Origin of the sequence: Pseudoxanthomonas sp. Soil82 (assembly GCF_040446535.1) — a bacterium.
Classification (GTDB): domain Bacteria; phylum Pseudomonadota; class Gammaproteobacteria; order Xanthomonadales; family Xanthomonadaceae; genus Pseudoxanthomonas; species Pseudoxanthomonas kaohsiungensis.
In genome coordinates this window covers 1-17,465 of sequence record NZ_JBEAAK010000001.1, presented here as the reverse complement: position 1 = coordinate 17,465, position 17,465 = coordinate 1, and the positions used below count along the sequence as shown (strand labels likewise).

Below are 17,465 nucleotides of genomic sequence, written 5' to 3'. Positions count from 1 at the left end.
CTCGTCCTCGCATGCCTGGCGGCGGCTGCATTGCCGGTCGGGATGGCCGCGGCCGCGGCCGCGGCCACGCCGGCCTTGGCGCAGCAGCAGGCGCCGTTGCTGCACGCGCTGTTCCAGGACCATGCGGTGCTGCAGCGCGACCAGCCGATCCGGGTCTGGGGCGTGGCTGCGCCGGGCGAGGCGGTTACGGTCGAACTGGCCGGCAAGCGCGCCGGCGCCCGCGCAGGCAGCGACGGCCGCTGGCAGGCGCAGCTGCCGGCGATGAAGGCCGGCGGCCCGTACACGCTGGCCGCGCGCACCGCCGCAGCGAGGCAGTCGGTGGCCGACGTGATGGTCGGCGACGTGTGGCTGTGCTCGGGGCAGTCGAACATGGAGCTGCAGGTGTGGCGCACGCTGGACGCGCGCGCTGAGATCGCCGGTGCCGGCAACGACCGCATCCGCCTGCTGACCGTGCCGCAGAGCGGCAGCGTCGAGCCGCAGGCCACGTTCTCCAGCCCGGTGCAGTGGCGGCCGGTGGACCCGGAATCGGTCCGCGACTTCTCCGCGGCCTGCTACTACTTCGCGCGGGAACTGCAGAAGAGCGTCGACGTGCCGATGGGCCTGGTCAGCGCCGCCTGGGGCGGGTCGCGGATCCAGGCCTGGACCAGTGCGCCGGCGCTGCGTGCGACCGGATGGTACGACGGCGAGCTCGACGTGCTCGCGCGCTACGCCGGCGATCCGGTGTCCGCGGTCGGCGACTGGGGCTCGCTGTGGCAGCGCTGGTGGGCTGGCGCTCCGGGCGTGGCCGCCGGCGATGAACCGTGGAGCGCAGGCAAGCCGGTCGGCGAGTGGCGCCAGGCGCCTCCGCAGCTGGGGGCGTGGGAGCGATGGGGCGTGCCGGCGCTGGCCGATTTCAACGGCATGGTCTGGTACCGCACCACGATCGAGCTGACCGCCGCGCAGGCCGCGCAGGACGCCGTGCTGGCGCTGGGCCCGGCCGACGAGATCGACATGACCTGGGTGAACGGGCGCGCGGTCGGCAGCACCTACGGCGCCGGCCCGGGCCGCGAGTACGCACTGCCGCCGGGCCTGCTGCGCGCGGGCACCAACACGGTGGTGGTCAACGTGCTCGACACCTACCGCGATGGTGGCCTGGGTGGGCCGGCGTCGGTGCATGCTCTGCACTTCGCCGATGGCAGCAAGGCACCGCTCGACGGCACGTGGAGCTACCGGATCGTTCCCGCCGCGGCGGGCAACCCACCGCGCGCGCCCTGGCAGACCGCCGCCGGCCTGTCGACGCTGTACAACGGCATGATCGCCCCGCTCGGCGGATACGGCCTGCGCGGCGCGCTCTGGTACCAGGGCGAATCCAACACCTTCGAGCACGACCGCTACGCCGGGCTGCTGCGCGCGCTGCGCCAGGACTGGCGCTCGCAGTTCGGCGCCGACCTGCCGCTGCTCGTGGTGCAGCTGCCCAACTACGGTACGCCGCCGACCAGGCCGGGCGAGAGCGACTGGGCCTCGATGCGCGCCGCGCAGCGCGCGGTGGCGGCCGAGGATCCGCGCACCGGCCTGGTGGTGGCGATCGACCTGGGCGACCGCTACGACATCCATCCCAGCAACAAGCAGGAACTCGGCCGCCGCCTGGCCCGCGCCGCGCGCCACGTGGTGTATGGCCAGAAGATCGCGGCCGCCGGGCCGGTGCCGCTTGCCGCGACCCGCAATGGCGATGCGGTGGTGGTCGAGTTCGGCGACGCCACCGATGGCCTGGTCGCCTACGGCGCCGACGGCCCCATCGGCTTCGAGTTGTGCGGGGCGGAGAAGGACAGCTGCCGCTACGCCGACGCGGAAATCCGGAGCCACCGCGTCACCCTGCGCGCGCCCGGCGCGCACGCGGCCACCCGGATCCGCTACTGCTGGGCCGACAGCCCGGTCTGCACGCTGTTCGACGGCGCCGGCCTGCCGGCGGGTCCGTTCGAGCTTCCCCTTTCCCCCATGCCCCACGACGACCACGCCCGATGAGCACGCCAGCCGCCACCGAAACCACCACGCACGGTTCAAAGAATGATCGCGAGATCATCGATGCCAAGGTCATCGTCACCTGCCCGGGCCGCAACTTCGTCACCCTGAAGATCACCACCCGCTCGGGCGTGCATGGCCTGGGCGACGCGACGCTCAATGGCCGCGAGCTGGCCGTGGCCTCCTACCTGCAGGACCACGTGGTGCCGAACCTGATCGGCCGCGATGCCGGCCGGATCGAGGACATGTGGCAGTTCCTGCACCGCGGCGCCTACTGGCGGCGCGGCCCGGTGACGATGAGCGCGATCGCCGCGGTCGACGTGGCGCTGTGGGACATCCTCGGCAAGATGGCCAACCTGCCGGTCTACCAGCTGCTCGGCGGCCGTTCGCGCGAAGGCGCGCTGGTCTACGGGCACGCCAATGGCCGCGACATCGCCGAGGCCTCCGACGCGGTCGGCCGCTTCATCGAGCAGGGCTTCCTGGCGGTGCGCGCGCAGTGCGGCGTGCCGGGGGTGAAGAAGGCCTACGGCATCTCCAACGCCAAGGGCTACGAGCCGGCCGAGAGCGAGCTGCCGCTGGAGACGGTGTGGAACACGCCACGCTACCTGGAGGTGGTGCCGCAGCTGTTCGAGCAGCTGCGCAAGGACCACGGCAACCACGTCGAGCTGCTGCATGACGTGCACCACCGCCTCACCCCGATCGAGGCCGCGCGCCTGGCCCGCGACCTGGAGCCGTACCGGCTGTTCTGGCTGGAGGATTCGACCCCGGCCGAGAACCAGAAGTCGTTCGAACTGATCCGCCAGCACTCGGTCACCGCGCTGGCGGTGGGCGAGGTGTTCAACTCGATCTGGGACTGCAAGCACCTGATCGAGAACCAGCTGATCGACTACATCCGCACCACGATCGTCCACGGCGGCGGCATCACCCACGTGCGGCGGCTGGCCGACTTCGCCGCGCTGCACCAGGTGCGCACCGGTTTCCACGGTGCCACCGACCTGTCGCCGGTGACCATGGGCGCGGCGCTGCACTTCGATACCTGGGTGCCGAACTTCGGCATCCAGGAGTACATGTTCCACACCGACGAGACCGACGCGGTGTTCCCGCACGACTACGTGCTGCGCGCCGGCCGCCTGCACGTGGGCGACACCCCGGGTATTGGCGTCGACATCGACGAGAAGCTGGCGGCGAAATATCCGTATGCGCCGAAGCAGCTGCCAATCGCGCGGCTGGAAGACGGCTCGATGTGGGACTGGTGAGGCGGGATCCCGGGAAAGGCAACGACGAAACGCGGCGGCACTAAGAGGAGAGGACGCGGAATGATGCAGGTGAAGAACGGGAAGGGCCGCATGCCGCGGCTGCTGGCGACGGGGCTGGCGGCGATGCTGCTGGCCGGGTGCGGCGCGGACCGGGGCGAGGGCAAGTCGACCGCCGCCAGTCCCTCCGGGGACGGTACGCCGGCCCCCGCCTACTTCGACTGGTTCGAGTACACCGGCCGCGACGCCGCCTTCGAGGCGCCGGTGCCGGACGGCAGCTTCCGCAACCCGGTGCTGTCGGGCTTCCACTCCGACCCCGCCGTGACCGCCGCCAATGGCAAGTTCTACCTGGTCGCCTCGACCTTCACCTTCTTCCCTGGCATCCCGGTGTTCGAGAGCGAGGACCTGGTGCACTGGAAGCAGGTGGGCAATGCGATCCACCGCCCGGAGCAGCTGGACTTCGACGGCCTGGGCGTGTCGCGCGGCGTGTTCGCCCCGTCCATCGAGTACCACGACGGCACCTTCTACGTGGTCAACACCTCGGTCGATGCCGGCGGCAACTTCATCGTCACCGCCACCGACCCGGCCGGCCCGTGGTCCGACCCGATCTGGCTGCCGACCATCGGCGGCATCGACCCGTCGCTGTTCTTCGACGACGACGGCAAGGTCTACATCCTCAACAACGACGAGCCGGAAGTACCGGTGCGCTACGACGGCCACCGCGCGATCTGGCTGCAGGAAATCGACATCGCCAACGGCAAGCCGTTCGGCCCGCGCAAGGTGCTGATCGATGGCGGGGTCAAGCCCGAGGAGAACCCGATCTGGATCGAGGGGCCGCACATCTACAAGGTAGACGGCTGGTACTACCTCAACAATGCCGAAGGCGGCACCGGGCCGCAGCATTCGCAGGTGATCCTGCGCAGCCGCGACGTCTGGGGGCCGTACGAGCCGTACCAGGACAACCCGATCCTGACCCAGCGCGACCTGGACCCCAACCGCTCGCTGCCGGTCACCAACGCCGGCCACGCTGACCTGGTGCAGGGGCCGGACGGCAGCTGGTGGGCGACCTTCCTGGCCAGCCGCAACTACGGCGTGGACCACTACAACACCGGCCGGGAAGCGTTCCTCCTGCCGGTGACCTGGAAGGACGGCTGGCCGGTGATCCTGCCGCACGGGGAGAAGATCCCGTACGTGCTGCCGGGCCCGTCTTTCATGAAGAAGCCCGCCGACCAGGCGCCGATGACCGGCAACTTCACCTGGCGCGACGAGTTCGACACCGTCGGGCTGGGCAAGGGCTGGATGACTCCGCGCGTGCCCAAGACGCCGTGGTACGACGGCAGCGCGCGCCCGGGCTGGCTGGCGATCCACCCGCTGGCCGAACGGCTGGATTCGATGGTCAACCCGGCGTTCTACGCGCGCCGCCAGCAGCACCAGGTGTTCCAGGCCAGCACCGCGATGGAGCTGCCGGCGCCGGGCGTGGCCGCCGGCCTGGCGGCGTTCCAGGGCGAGACGCACTGGTACTTCCTCGGTGTGCGTCGTGCCGGCGAGGGCGACGGCGCGGAGGTGTTCCTGGAGAAGAAGGCCGGCGGCGAGGTCGAGCTCGTGGCCCGCCAGGAGGCGCCGGCGGCCGCGCAGCTGACCCTGCACATCGAAGGCAACGAAGGCACCTACGGCTTCGGCTTCGACGCCGGCGACGGCAAGGGCGTGCAGTGGCTGGTGCGCGACGCCGACGGCACGGTCCTGAGCACCGACGTGGCCGGCGGCTTCGTCGGCGCCACCCTGGGCCCGCATGCCCGCCTCGAACCCGCGCGCTGAGACGCGTGCCCCACCCGCACGATTCCCCGCGACACGAACGCCAGGAGAGAACCCGATGATGGACGCCCACCACCCCCTGTCGCCGCCGGTCCGGCCTGCGACGCCGGCACGCGGCGCACTGCGCCGGCGACTGCTCGCGCGCGGCTGCGTGCTCGCGCTGCTGGCGGCCGTGCCCGCGCTGCAGGCGCAGGCCGACGATGCCCGGCCGTGGCTGGACACCACGCGCAGCTTCGAGGACCGCGCCGCCGCGCTGGTGGCGCAGATGACGCTGGAGGAAAAGGCCGCGCAGATGCAGAACGACTCGCCGGCGATCGAGCGCCTGGGGCTGCCGGCCTACGACTGGTGGAACGAAGCGCTGCATGGCGTGGCGCGGGCGGGCGGGGCGACCGTGTTCCCGCAGGCGATCGGCATGGCCGCCTCGTTCGACATCCCGCTGATGGACCAGGTGTCGGCGGCGATCAGCGACGAGGCGCGGGCCAAGCACCATCGCTTCCTGGCCGAGGGCAAGCACGGCCGCTACCAGGGCCTGACATTCTGGTCGCCGAACATCAACATCTTCCGCGACCCGCGCTGGGGCCGCGGCCAGGAAACCTACGGCGAAGACCCGTACCTGACCTCGCGCATGGGCATCTCGTTCGTGCGCGGCCTGCAGGGCATGGACCCGGTGACCGGCGCGCCGCTGGATCCGAAGTACCGCAAGCTCGATGCCACCGCCAAGCACTTCGCCGTGCACAGCGGCCCGGAAGCCGACCGCCACACCTTCGACGTGCATCCCTCGAAGCAGGACCTGTACGACACCTACCTGCCGGCGTTCGAAGCGCTGGTCAAGGAAGGCGACGTATACGCGGTGATGGGCGCCTACAACCGCGTCTACGGCGAGTCGGCCAGCGCCAGCCAGTTCCTGCTGCTGGACACCCTGCGCCGCGACTGGGGATTCAAGGGGTACGTGATGTCCGACTGCTGGGCGATCGTGGACATCTGGAAGAACCACAAGATCGTCCAGACCCCCGAACAGGCCGCCGCGCTGGCGGTGAAGAAGGGCACCGAGCTCAACTGCGGCAGCACCTACGCCAAGCACCTGCCGCTGGCGGTGCAGCAGGGGCTGATCACCGAAGCCGAGCTCGACGACGCGCTCGGCCGGCTGTTCGCCGCGCGCATGCGGCTGGGCATGTTCGATCCGCCGGCGCAGGTGAAGTGGGCGCAGATCCCGTACTCGGTCAACCAGTCGGCCGAACACGATGCGCTGGCGCGGAAGATGGCGCAGGCCTCGATCGTGCTGCTGAAGAACGACGGCGTGCTGCCGCTGTCGCGCGACACCGGGAAGATCGCGGTGGTCGGCCCGACCGCCGACGACACCATGGCCCTGCTCGGCAACTACTACGGCACGCCGGCCGACCCGGTGACGATCCTGCGCGGCATCCGCGAGGCGGCACCGCAGGCGGAAGTGGTGTACGCCCGCGGCGCCGACCTGGTCGAAGGCCGCAGCGACCCGGCGGCCACGCCGCTGGTCGAGGCGCAGTACCTGCGTCCGTCGCCCGTTCCCGGTGCGGAGACGAACGCGACCGAGCGCGGCCTGCGCGGCGAGTACTTCCGCAACACCGGCCTGTCCGGCACGCCGGCGCTGGTCCGCGTCGACCCGGTGATCGGCTTCAGCTGGGACCGCGGTTCGCCGACCGACAACCTGCTCGCGCGCGGCGAAGCCGGCCCGGACGAGGCGGTGCCCGCCGACAACTTCTCCATCCGCTGGAGCGGCCAGCTGCTGCCGCCGGTGTCGGGCACGTACACGCTGGAGGCGGCGGCCAACGACGGCGTGCGCGTCTACCTCGATGGCAAGCGCGTGATCGACCACTGGCGCAAGGCCGACCGCCTCGAGGCGCATGCCGCCACCGTGCAGCTGGAGGCCGGGCGCGCCTACGACATCCGCCTGGAATACCAGGAGCTGGAGCGCGACGCGGGCGTGCGCCTGGCCTGGCGCATGCCGGGCGCGAAGCCGCCGTTCGAGGAGGCGGTGGCCGCGGCGCGCGACGCCGACGTGGTGGTGTTCGTCGGTGGCCTGACCGGCGACGTCGAGGGCGAGGAGATGACGGTCAACTATCCCGGCTTCGCCGGCGGCGACCGCACCGACACCCGCCTGCCCGCGACCCAGCAGAAACTGCTGGAGGCCGTGCACGCCACCGGCAAGCCGGTGGTGCTGGTGCTGACCACCGGCTCGGCGCTGGCGGTGGACTGGGCCAAGCAGAACGTGCCGGGCGTGCTGGTCGCCTGGTATCCGGGCCAGCGCGGCGGGAATGCCGTGGCCGACGTGCTGTTCGGCGACGCCAATCCCGCCGGGCGGCTGCCGGTGACCTTCTACAAGGCCGACGAGAAACTGCCGGCGTTCGACGACTACGCCATGGCCGGGCGCACCTACCGCTACTTCGGCGGCGAGCCGCTGTACCCGTTCGGCCACGGCCTGTCGTACACGACGTTCGACTACTCGGGCCTGCGCCTGGACCGCACGCGCGCCAGCGCGGGGCAGCCGGTCAAGGCCACGGTCACGGTGCGCAACAGCGGCGCGCGCGCCGGCGACGAGGTCGTGCAGCTGTACGCGCGCGCGCCGCAGGGCGACGGGCGGCCGCTGAAGGAGCTGCGCGGCTTCCAGCGCGTGCACCTGCAGCCGGGCGAGGCGCGCGACGTGGTCTTCACCCTCGATCCGGGCAAGGACCTGCGCCACTACGACGAGCAGGCCCAGGCCTACGCCGTGGTGCCGGGCGAGTACGAGCTGCAGGTCGGTGCTTCCAGCGCCGACATCCGCGCCCGCACCCGGCTGGCGGTGGAGCAGGACTGATGCGTTCCAGCCGGCCTTCCTCCGTCTCTCCAGGAGGGGGCCGGCCGAGGCGCGTGCGGAGTCGCCGGCACCTCCCAGGCCGTCGGCTTCGCACCGCCTCACCCTCTGCCGGGCCGTCGCGACGGCCCGCCGCGCCGGCAAGCCGGTGATCCGTGTTGCATCGGCCCGGTGGCCCGGGCCCCTGTTCCGACGCAGGCCAGGACCCCGATGAGCGATTCCGCCGTGCCCGTGCCACCCCGACTGTGCGATGCCACGCTCGCCGGCCTGCCGGCCCATGTCGCGCGGCCGGCATACGACCGCACGCGCACCCGCATCGGCGTGGTCCACTTCGGTCCGGGCGCGTTCCATCGCGCGCACCAGGCCGCGTACCTGGATGCGGTGCTCGACGCCGATCCGGCCTGGGCGATCTGCGCGGTGTCGCTGCACAGCCCCGGCGTGCGCGACGCGCTGCGGCCGCAGGATGGCCTCTACACGCTGGTGCTGCAGGGCGAGCGGCCGGCGCTGCGGGTGGTCGGTTCGATCCGCGAGCTGCTGTGCGCACCGCAGGAGCCGGAGGCGGTACTGGCACGCCTGGCCGACCGCGACGTGCGCCTGGTGACGCTGACCATCACCGAGAAGGGCTATTGCCTGTCCGCCGACGGCGTCGACCTGGCGCATCCGGACATCGTCCACGACCTGGCGTCGCCGGAGATGCCGGCCAGTGCGATTGGCTGGCTGGTCGCCGGCCTGCGCGCGCGGCGCGACCGCGGCTTCGAACCGTTCACCGTGCTCAGCTGCGACAACCTGGCCGACAACGGCGGCCGCCTGCGCCGTGCGGTGTTGCAGTTCGCCGCGCAGCTCGACCCGCGGCTGGCGGACTGGATCGAAACCGGCGTCGCCTTCCCGCGTTCGATGGTCGACAGCATCACCCCGGCCAGCGACGACGCGTTGCGCGCATGGGTCGCCGCGCAGGCGGGCGTGGAGGACGCCTGGCCGGTGCAGCGCGAGCCTTACACGCAGTGGGTGGTGGAGGACCACTTCCCGCATGGCCGGCCGCCGCTGGAACGCGCCGGCGTGGTCCTCAGCGACGACATCGCCGGCTACGACCGGGCCAAGCTGCGGCTGCTCAACGCGCCGCATTCGGCGCTGGCCTACCTCGGTTCGCTGCTGGAAATCGACACGGTGGCCGCAGCGATGCGCGAGCCGGCGCTGGCCGGCTTCGTCGAACGGCTGATGCAGCAGGACATCGTGCCGACGCTGAAGCTGCCGCGCGGTTTCGATCCGGATGCCTACATCGACGCGATCCTGGCCCGCTTCCGCAACCCGGCCATCGCCCACCGGCTGGCGCAGATCGCCTGGGACGGCTCGCAGAAGATCCCGGTGCGCCTGCTCGGCACGATCGCCGACGCGCTCGCCGCCGGGCGGCCGATCGAGCGGCTGTGCCTGCCGGTGGCCGGCTGGCTGCATTTCGTCCGCCGGCAGGCGCGCCATGGCGTGCCGATCGTCGATCCGCTGGCCGACACGCTGGCGCGTGTCGGCGCGGCCGGCAGCGGCGAAGCGAAAGGCGAAGCGGTGGGCGGAACTGCAGGCGGGACCGTGGGTCAGATGGTGGACGGAGTGGCAGGCGGGACGACGGGCAAGGTCGCGGGCGGGGCGGCAGGCGGGGTGGATGCATTCCTCGCCCTGGACGCCGTGTTCGCGCCGCTGTCGGCCGACGAACGTTTCGTCGCCGCGTTGCGCCGCGCCTATGCCGCGCTCGGCGATGCGTCGCCGGCGGCCGTGGCGGCCGCGCTGGCCGCGGATGGGCGGGCGTGAGCCTGTCGCGTACCGGCGGCGTCGGGTCGCCGATGAATCGGCTCCTACAGGAAGGATGCCGCGCCGGCGCTTTTGTAGGAGCGGGCATGACCGCGACCCGAGGGCGCTGGCGATGCGAGGACGTCGCCCATGCCGACGCCGTCGGGTCGCCGATGAATCGGCGCCTGCAGGAAGGTTGCCGCGCCGGCGCCTTTGTAGGAGCGGGCATGACCGCGACCCGAGGGCGCCGGCGATGCGAGGACGTCGCCCATGCCGACGCCGTCGGGTCGCCGATGAATCGTCGCCTGCAGGAAGGCTGCCGCGCCGGCGCCTTTGTAGGAGCGGGCATGACCGCGACCCGAGGGCGCCGGCGATGCGAGGACGTCGCCCATGCCGACGCCGTCGGGTCGCCGATGAATCGGCTCCTACAGGAAGGATGCCGCGCGGCGGCCTTTGCAGGAGCGGGCATGACCGCGAGCCGAGGGCGCCGGCAATGGCGCCCGGAACTTCCGCACCAGATATAGCGCTTCCTCTCCCTTCGAGCCGTTGGAGCCCGCCATGCCTGCGACCCTCACCCGCCATGCCACCGAAGCCGGCCCGCGCTGGGCGCTCGACGGCCACTACCTGCCAACTGACTTCACCCTGGGCGACTGGCTGGCCTGGCCGCAGGCCGATGCGCAGGCGCGGCTGGCCGCGCTGCCGCGCGGCGGTGCGGCCGACGGTCCTTTGCTGGCGCCGATCGAGGACACCCAGGAGGCCTGGGCCAGCGGGGTGACCTACCTCAGCAGCCGCATGGCGCGCGAGGCCGAGTCGCAGAGCGCCGACGTCTACCAGAAGGTCTACGCGGCGGCGCGGCCGGAGCTGTTCTTCAAGGCGCCCGGCTGGCGTGTGCGCGGACCCGGTGAGGGCATCCGCATCCGCGCCGACAGCCACTGGAACGTGCCCGAGCCGGAACTGGTGCTGGTGCTGGACGCGCGCGGCGCGATCCGCGGCTGCACCGCCGGCAACGACGTGTCCTCGCGCAGCATCGAGGGCGAGAACCCGCTGTACCTGCCGCAGGCCAAGGTCTACGACGGCGCCTGCGCGATCGGGCCGTCGATCCGGCTGTGCGATGCCGAGATGCTGCGCGACCTGCCGATCGCGCTGGACATCGCGCGCGGCGGCGCCACCGTGTTCGTCGGCGCCACGCGCACCTCGCAGATCAAGCGCGGGCTGCAGGAACTGGCCGACTGGCTGTTCCGCGAGCTGGCGTTCCCGCGGGGCGCGTTCCTGTTCACCGGCACCGGCGTGGTCCCGGGCGAGGACTTCACCCTGCAGGCCGGCGACGTGGTCCGCATCGACATCGACGGCCTGCTGCTGGAGAACCCGGTGCGATGAGCCGCGGCCTCGCCATCCGCCCCCCTGCCGGTTCGCGGTCGCGCCTGGCCCGCGGCCCGCGCACCCGGCATGACCCGTGAACGGAGCACCGCCATGAGCACGCAGGACATCGGCCTCGACGCGATCCTCGGCGACGGCGCGCCGCTGGCGGCCACGCGCACCTCGGGCGAAGGCCCGCACGGGCACCTGCCGATCGACGCGCGGATGCTGCGCGAGGCGCCCAGCGGCGACCTGTTCGGCCTCACCCAGAACGCCGGCATGGGCTGGCGCGCCAGCGAGGTGGCGCGCGATCCCTACCTGATCGTGAGCACCCAGGGCGGCTTGCGTGCGGCCGACGGCCGCCCGGTCGCGCTGGGCCTGCACACCGGCCACTGGGAGATCGACCGCCTGGTCGGCGCCGCGGCCGAAGCGTTCGCCGCGCACGGCGGGCTGCCGTTCTCGGTGATGTGCAGCGACCCGTGCGACGGTCGCACCCAGGGCACCACCGGCATGTTCGACAGCCTGCCGTACCGCAACGACGCGGCGATCACGATGCGCCGGCTGATCCGCTCGCTGCCCACGCGCCGCGGCGTGCTCGGCGTGGCCACCTGCGACAAGGGCCTGCCGGCGATGATGCTGGCGCTGGCCGGCTGCGCCGACCTGCCCGGCGTGGTCGTGCCTGGTGGGGTGACCCTGCCGGCGCGCGGCGCCGAGGACGCGGGCAAGGTGCAGACCATCGGCGCGCGCTTCGCCCACGGGCTGATCGACCTGGAGCATGCGGCGGCGATGGGCTGCCGCGCCTGCGGCTCGCCCGGCGGCGGTTGCCAGTTCCTCGGGACCGCGGCGACCTCGCAGGTGATCGCCGAGGCGCTGGGGATCGCATTGCCGCACAGCGCGCTGGCGCCCTCCGGCGAGCCGGTGTGGACCGACATGGCGCGGCGCTCGGCGCTGGCGCTGGTGCGGCTGGCGGCCACCGGCACGCCGCTGTCGCGGATCCTCACCCGCCAGGCGGTGGAAAACGCATTGCTGGTGCATGCCGCGTTCGGCGGCTCGACCAACCTGCTGCTGCACGTGCCGGCGATCGCGCACGCCGCCGGCCTGGCGCGGCCGACGGTGCGCGACTGGATCGCCGCCAACCGCGCCACGCCGCGGCTGGTCGACGCGCTGCCCAACGGACCGCACCACCATCCGACGGTGCAGGTGTTCATGGCCGGCGGCGTGCCGGAGGTGATGCTGCACCTGCGCGACATGGGCCTGCTGCACCTGGACGCATTGACCGTCAGCGGCCGCACCGTGGGCGAGAACCTGGCCTGGTGGGAAGCCAGCGATGCGCGGCGGCGGGCGCGCGAACGCCTGCGCGAACTCGACGGCGTCGATCCGGACGCGGTGATTATGGGCCCGGACGCCGCGCGCGCCGCCGGCATGACCAGCGCCTTGGTGTTCCCGGTCGGCAACCTGGCGCCGGACGGCGCGGTGATCAAGGCCACGGCGATCGATCCGTCGGTGGTCGATGCCGACAACGTCTATCGCCACATCGGACCGGCGCGCGTGTTCGCCTCCGAGCACGACGCGATCCGCGCGATCAAGAGCAAGGGCGACGACGCGGTGCGCGCCGGCGACGTGGTGGTGCTGGCCGGCTGTGGCCCGGCCGGCACCGGCATGGAGGAGACCTACCAGCTCACCTCGGCGCTGAAGTACCTGCCCTGGGGCAAGCACGTGCCGGTACTCACCGACGCGCGCTTCTCCGGCGTGTCCACCGGCGCCTGCATCGGCCATGTCGGCCCGGAGGCGTTGGCCGGTGGCCCGATCGGGCGCCTGCGCGACGGCGACACGGTGCGGATCGAGATCGACCGCAACACCCTGCAGGGCCGCATCGACCTGGTCGGTACGCAGGCGGAAGGTGACCTCGAAGTGGACGCCGCCGCCGCGCTGCTGGCCGCGCGCGCGCCGCACCCGGCGATCGCCGCGCATCCGCGCCTGCCGGACGACACCCGGCTGTGGGCGGCGTTGCAGGACGCCAGCGGCGGCACCTGGGGCGGCTGCGTGTACGACGTCGACGCGATCTTCGAAACGCTGCGCGCCGGGCGCGAGGCCCTGGCCGCGAAGGGTGGCCGCGCATGAGCACCTTCCTGGTCATCGCCGCGGCCATAGCGCTGCAGATCTTCCTCACCGCGCGCAAGCTCAGCCCGTTCCTGTCGCTGCTGGTCGTGGCGATTCCGATGGGCCTGCTGCTGGGCATGTCGCCGGCCGAGCTGCTCAAGACCATCGACGCCGGCGTCGGCAGCACCCTGGGCGGGCTGGCACTGGTGATCGTGCTCGGCGCGATCCTGGGCAAGGTGCTGGAGGAGAGCGGGGCGGCAGAGAAGATCGCCATCACCCTGGTCGGGCGCTTCGGCGAGCGGCACATCCAGTGGGCGCTGCTGCTGACCGGCTTCCTGGTCGGCATCCCGCTGTACTTCAACGCCGGCTTCATCATCCTCGTACCGCTGATCTTCTCGCTCGCGCGCCGGACCGGGCTGCCGATCCTGTACCTGGCCATCCCCACGGTGGCCTCGCTCAGCACCACGCATTGCTTCCTGCCGCCGCACCCGGGGCCGGTGGTGCTGGTCAACGCGTTCGGCGCCGACATGGGCCTGACCCTGCTCTACGGCATCGCCATGGCGGTCCCGGCGGTGGTCATCGCCGGTCCGCTGCTGGGCCGGCGGCTGCAGTCGGTCAACCCGCCGCTGCCGGACCTGTTCACCGCCAGCGAAGCACCGCGCGAACTGCCCGGCGGCTGGAGCTCGTTCCTGGTCGCGCTCTCGCCGGTGCTGCTGATCAGCATTTCGGTGCTGGCCGACGCGCTGCTGCCCGAGGGCCTGGCCCGCACCGCGCTGCTGTTCCTGGGTAATCCCACGGTCGCGCTGCTGCTGGCCACGCTGGTCGCGTTCTGGTGGCTGGGCTATCGCCGCGGCGTCGGCCTGGAGGCGCAGACGCGCTGGCTCAACGCGGCCATCGCCGGGATCGCGGTGATCCTGCTGATCATCACCGCCGGCGGCGTGTTCAAGCAGGTGCTGGTGGACAGCGGCGTGGGCGCGCGCATCGCCGCGCTCAGCGCGAGCTGGCACATGCCGCCGCTGGTGTTCGCCTGGCTGGCCACCGCCGTACTGCGGGTGATGATCGGCTCGGCCACGGTGGCGGTGATCACCGCCGCCGGTATCGTCGCCCCGCTGATCGCCAGCACCGGCGCCTCGCCCGAACTGATGGTGCTGGCGGTGGGCGCCGGCAGCGTGTTCGGCTCGCACGTCAACGACTCCGCGTTCTGGATGTTCAAGGAGTTCTTCGGCCTGTCGATGGCGCAGACCTTCCAGTCGTGGACGGTGATGGAGTCGCTGATCTCGGTGATCGGGCTGGGCGGGGTGCTGCTGCTGGACCTGGTGCTGGGCTGGAGCGGCGGGCCCCCGCCCGCCGCCTAGCCGGGCGTCGTCCGGGTTTCAACGGTCCAGCGGGCTGAGCACCCCCAGCGCGCCGCGGTTGAGCACGTGGGTGTAGATCTGGGTGGTGGCCACGTCCTTGTGCCCGAGCAGCTCCTGCACGGTGCGGATGTCGGCGCCGGATTCGAGCAGGTGGGTGGCGAAGCAGTGGCGCAGCGTGTGCGGCGTGACCGGCCGGTCGAACCCGCAGGCCAGCGCTGCGCCGCGCACCGCCTTCTGCAGCACCTTCTCGTCGAGGTGATGGCGCCGGCGCACGCCGTCGCGCGGATCCTCCGAGAGCCGCGTGGCCGGGAACACGTACTGCCAGGCCAGCTCGGCCGGCGCATTCGGATACTTGCGCGCCAGCGCATGCGGCAGGTACACGCGGCCGGCGCCGCAGGCCAGGTCGCGCGCGTGCAGCTCGCGCACCGCCGCAAGCTGCCGTTCCAGCCCCTCCCTGATCGCGGCCGGCAGCACCGTCACCCGGTCCTTGCCGCCCTTGCCGTCGCGCACCACCAGCTCGTTGCGGGCCAGGCCCACGTCCTTGACCCGCAGGCGCACGCATTCCATCAGGCGCAGGCCGCTGCCGTAGAGCAGCCCGGCCATCAACGCCTCGCGCCCGGCCAGGCGCTCGAGCAGCCGCGCCACCTGTGCCCGTGCCAGCACCACCGGCAGGCGTCGCGGCCGCTTGGCCCGGACCACGTTCTCCATCCACGGCAGCTCCACCCCCAGCACCTCGCGGTACAGGAACAACAGCGCCGACAGGGCTTGGTTCTGGGTGCTGGCGGCGACGTCGTCGCGGGTGGCCAGACCAGTGAGGAAAGCCTCCACCGCCGCCCCGTCCAGCTCGCGCGGGTGCCGTGGCAGCCACACGCGGATATACCGGCGGATCCAGTACACGTAAGCCTGTTCGGTGCGCCGGCTGTAGTGCCTGAGCCGCAGCCGCGCCCGCACCTGGTCCAGCAGGCGCGGCTCGCGCGCCGCTGCCGGCCCGCCCGATAACGGGGCCAGCTCGCCGTCATAAGACATATCGGGGCCTCCATGCCGCCTTTACCGGCAAAGTGACCCGAGGCGGGCCCTGCCGCCATTGGACAAGTCCGTGATCGGTGTAGGAATTCCCGCATTGACGCCCGCCCGGAGCGGGCCACACACTCGGCGCTACACCCCCGCTGGGGGTCTACTGGTAGTTAGGCATCACATGAAGTCATACGCGCCGTTACTAATATTCCCGGTTGGCTACCTGGTCTACTGGATTCTTCTATCTAGGAGCCGGGGCAAGCTCTTCAGCTCATTTTTCGGCTATGACTCTTACGAGGATCTACGAAAAGTTTCTTGGCGCTGGTTCGTGGCCGTGATGACGCTTCTTGCTTTAGTGGTGCTAAGCGACACCTCTTCCAACAATGCTCTACTGGCTGCTTCTTTTGCCTTGGGCTACCTTCTGGCGCACGCTAGGTTTCTCTTGGCTCCTGCTAACAAGTGGGCGCGGCGGTGATTCCTAACAATTCATTCAAGCCGAACCCGCTTCGCGGGTCGGCTTAATTCAGGCGTTATACCTAGCTTGAGCTTTTAGCGATCATCAGGGGGGAACATGCACGAACATCAGAATCCGATGACTGGATTCAAGTTGCTGGAGCAGGCGTTTTCGCAAGGCTTCCGTATGCGTCGGGTGCCAGACACCGAAGATCTGTTCGTGGAGATAGATCAGGGGCTGCGAACAGAGCGCTACACGTATGCTCGCCTAGAAGGTTTGAAGGTTCAGCAACTTGTCGTGCTTGATGAAAATGAGCCGCTCAATGGCTTGCCGTGCTTCTGTCTTTTCTACGGCACTCTTGAGAGCCTCAGGGAGCAAGGCCTAACGTCACCATTTATCCGGCAATGCCTTGACCAATTCAAGAAAGACCTTCCGCCAAGGTATGGCCAGAGCTACTACGTAGAGTCTTTGATCGAGACAGATAATGAGCCATCGCTCGCAATCGCCAAAAAACTCTTTGGCGAGCCAAGTCATGATGGTGTTGATCAGATGTCTGGGGTGCCGACACGAATTTGGCAGTTCAAGGAAACTCGTTAGTCTCTGTGGCTAGGTATAACAATTCATTCAAGCCGATGCCGCTTCGCGGCACGGCTTAATTCAGGCGTTAGGCGGGTTGTGGCGTTCGTGTTTGGGGTGGGGCGTCGGACTTCGGTAGGGGAATCGCAATGGATCGTTGGCGTGCGGCATCGCAGCGGGTCGGGCGCGGGGAAGGCCTTCGTTCGGAGCGCGTCTCGCACAATCAGTCGGCTGGCGTTTCGGTCGTCCAGGCTTCTTGCCTGATGGGTCGCCGGCCTAACCACTCGTTCAAGCCGACGCCGCTTCGCGGCGCGGCTTAACTCCGGCGTTAGGCGGGTTGTGGCGTTCGTGTTTGGGATGGGTCGTCGGACTTCGGTAGGGGAATCGCAATGGATCGTTGGCGTGCGGCATCGCATCGGGTCGGGCGCGGAGCAGGCGTTCGGTCGGAGTGCGCGTCGCACAATCGGCGGGCTGGCTACTCGGTCGTCCAGGCTTCTTGCCTGATGGCTCGCCGGCCTAACCACTCGTTCAAGCCGACGCCGCTTCGCGGCGCGGCTTAACTCCGGCGTTAGGCATCACACCAAGCAATCGCTGACCATGACGAAACGAAAGCACCAAGCACGAGAAGCGCTTCGCGAGGCATCAAACGAGCTCAGCGTGGAGTTCGCTGAAGGGAAATGGGATCATCTGCCAGGCATCCGCGCCACTCCCGTCGGTGAGTGCATGGAGCTTTTGAGAGAGCTGGAGAGGCGTTGTCCTGGCCATGCGGCGGAGGTGTACCAAGAGGCCTTCCGTCGCAGTGTGTTTACGTACAGGTGATGCCTAACAATTCATGTATGGACTCCTCCGTCAAGCAGGTTTGCCGCAGCTGATGTTCGATCGTTGGGAAGCGGAACGGTTGCAGTCGTGTATTCGGCCTTGAGGTGAGCGGTCGATGTGCTCGG

The 17,465-nt window shown here is 70.6% G+C and carries 11 protein-coding genes; 9 read left to right on the top strand and 2 right to left on the bottom strand.

The window, feature by feature from the left end; genetic code table 11:
* Window positions 1–42: 42 nt before the first annotated feature.
* The 5 genes from ABKA19_RS00055 to ABKA19_RS00035 all read left to right on the top strand — a co-directional run bounded on the left by ABKA19_RS00055 (window position 43) and on the right by ABKA19_RS00035 (window position 9,687).
* Window positions 43–2,001, top strand: a complete 1,959-nt coding sequence (locus tag ABKA19_RS00055; protein WP_353688005.1) for a sialate O-acetylesterase — start codon at window positions 43–45, stop codon at window positions 1,999–2,001.
* Window positions 1,998–3,254 carry a D-mannonate dehydratase ManD gene (manD, locus tag ABKA19_RS00050; protein ID WP_353687113.1) on the top strand — a complete coding sequence of 419 codons (1,257 nt, stop codon included), beginning with the start codon at window positions 1,998–2,000 and terminating at the stop codon, window positions 3,252–3,254. The genes ABKA19_RS00055 and manD overlap by 4 nt, the downstream gene beginning before the upstream one ends.
* 123 nt (window positions 3,255–3,377) lie before the next feature.
* The gene (locus ABKA19_RS00045) at window positions 3,378–5,066 is read left to right on the top strand and encodes a glycoside hydrolase family 43 protein (RefSeq protein WP_502945707.1); all 1,689 of its coding nucleotides are present in this window, start codon (window positions 3,378–3,380) and stop codon (window positions 5,064–5,066) included.
* A 58-nt stretch (window positions 5,067–5,124) separates the two neighbouring features.
* The gene (locus ABKA19_RS00040) at window positions 5,125–7,893 is read left to right on the top strand and encodes a glycoside hydrolase family 3 C-terminal domain-containing protein (RefSeq protein ID WP_353687112.1); all 2,769 of its coding nucleotides are present in this window, start codon (window positions 5,125–5,127) and stop codon (window positions 7,891–7,893) included.
* A gap of 207 nt (window positions 7,894–8,100) precedes the next feature.
* Entirely contained in the window at window positions 8,101–9,687 is a 1,587-nt protein-coding gene (locus tag ABKA19_RS00035) for a mannitol dehydrogenase family protein (protein ID WP_353687111.1), read from the top strand.
* A gap of 44 nt (window positions 9,688–9,731) precedes the next feature.
* Here ABKA19_RS00035 and ABKA19_RS00030 read toward each other — a convergent pair whose 3' ends face one another.
* Entirely contained in the window at window positions 9,732–10,058 is a 327-nt protein-coding gene (locus ABKA19_RS00030) for a hypothetical protein (RefSeq protein WP_353687110.1), read from the bottom strand.
* 166 nt (window positions 10,059–10,224) lie between these two features.
* Here ABKA19_RS00030 and ABKA19_RS00025 point away from each other — a divergent pair, with 166 nt between their 5' ends.
* From ABKA19_RS00025 to ABKA19_RS00015, 3 genes are all read left to right on the top strand, one after another.
* Complete coding sequence (locus ABKA19_RS00025) at window positions 10,225–11,043, top strand: fumarylacetoacetate hydrolase family protein (protein ID WP_353687109.1); 819 nt, start codon at window positions 10,225–10,227, stop codon at window positions 11,041–11,043.
* A gap of 93 nt (window positions 11,044–11,136) precedes the next feature.
* Window positions 11,137–13,143 (top strand): YjhG/YagF family D-xylonate dehydratase, encoded by a 2,007-nt coding sequence (locus tag ABKA19_RS00020; protein WP_353687108.1) that lies wholly within the window; start codon window positions 11,137–11,139, stop codon window positions 13,141–13,143.
* The gene (locus tag ABKA19_RS00015; protein WP_353687107.1) at window positions 13,140–14,477 is read left to right on the top strand and encodes a GntT/GntP/DsdX family permease; all 1,338 of its coding nucleotides are present in this window, start codon (window positions 13,140–13,142) and stop codon (window positions 14,475–14,477) included. The genes ABKA19_RS00020 and ABKA19_RS00015 overlap by 4 nt, the downstream gene beginning before the upstream one ends.
* An 18-nt stretch (window positions 14,478–14,495) precedes the next feature.
* Here ABKA19_RS00015 and ABKA19_RS00010 read toward each other — a convergent pair whose 3' ends face one another.
* Window positions 14,496–15,503, bottom strand: coding sequence for an integron integrase (locus ABKA19_RS00010; protein ID WP_353687106.1), 1,008 nt, complete (start codon window positions 15,501–15,503; stop codon window positions 14,496–14,498).
* Between the two features lie 580 nt (window positions 15,504–16,083).
* On the opposite strand from ABKA19_RS00010, the gene ABKA19_RS00005 reads away from it, so the two are divergent.
* The gene (locus ABKA19_RS00005; protein ID WP_353687105.1) at window positions 16,084–16,542 is read left to right on the top strand and encodes a hypothetical protein; all 459 of its coding nucleotides are present in this window, start codon (window positions 16,084–16,086) and stop codon (window positions 16,540–16,542) included.
* Window positions 16,543–17,465: the final 923 nt, after the last annotated feature.

Excerpts from the sequence above, each read along its gene's own strand:
- ABKA19_RS00055 (WP_353688005.1), top strand. The coding sequence starts at position 43 with ATGGCCGCGGCCGCGGCCGCGGCCACGCCGGCCTTGGCGCAGCAGCAG.
- manD (WP_353687113.1), top strand. The coding sequence starts at position 1,998 with ATGAGCACGCCAGCCGCCACCGAAACCACCACGCACGGTTCAAAGAAT.
- ABKA19_RS00045 (WP_502945707.1), top strand. The coding sequence starts at position 3,378 with ATGCTGCTGGCCGGGTGCGGCGCGGACCGGGGCGAGGGCAAGTCGACC.
- ABKA19_RS00040 (WP_353687112.1), top strand. The coding sequence starts at position 5,125 with ATGGACGCCCACCACCCCCTGTCGCCGCCGGTCCGGCCTGCGACGCCG.
- ABKA19_RS00035 (WP_353687111.1), top strand. The coding sequence starts at position 8,101 with ATGAGCGATTCCGCCGTGCCCGTGCCACCCCGACTGTGCGATGCCACG.
- ABKA19_RS00030 (WP_353687110.1), bottom strand. The coding sequence starts at position 10,058 with ATGGGCGACGTCCTCGCATCGCCGGCGCCCTCGGGTCGCGGTCATGCC.
- ABKA19_RS00025 (WP_353687109.1), top strand. The coding sequence starts at position 10,225 with ATGCCTGCGACCCTCACCCGCCATGCCACCGAAGCCGGCCCGCGCTGG.
- ABKA19_RS00020 (WP_353687108.1), top strand. The coding sequence starts at position 11,137 with ATGAGCACGCAGGACATCGGCCTCGACGCGATCCTCGGCGACGGCGCG.
- ABKA19_RS00015 (WP_353687107.1), top strand. The coding sequence starts at position 13,140 with ATGAGCACCTTCCTGGTCATCGCCGCGGCCATAGCGCTGCAGATCTTC.
- ABKA19_RS00010 (WP_353687106.1), bottom strand. The coding sequence starts at position 15,503 with ATGTCTTATGACGGCGAGCTGGCCCCGTTATCGGGCGGGCCGGCAGCG.
- ABKA19_RS00005 (WP_353687105.1), top strand. The coding sequence starts at position 16,084 with ATGACTGGATTCAAGTTGCTGGAGCAGGCGTTTTCGCAAGGCTTCCGT.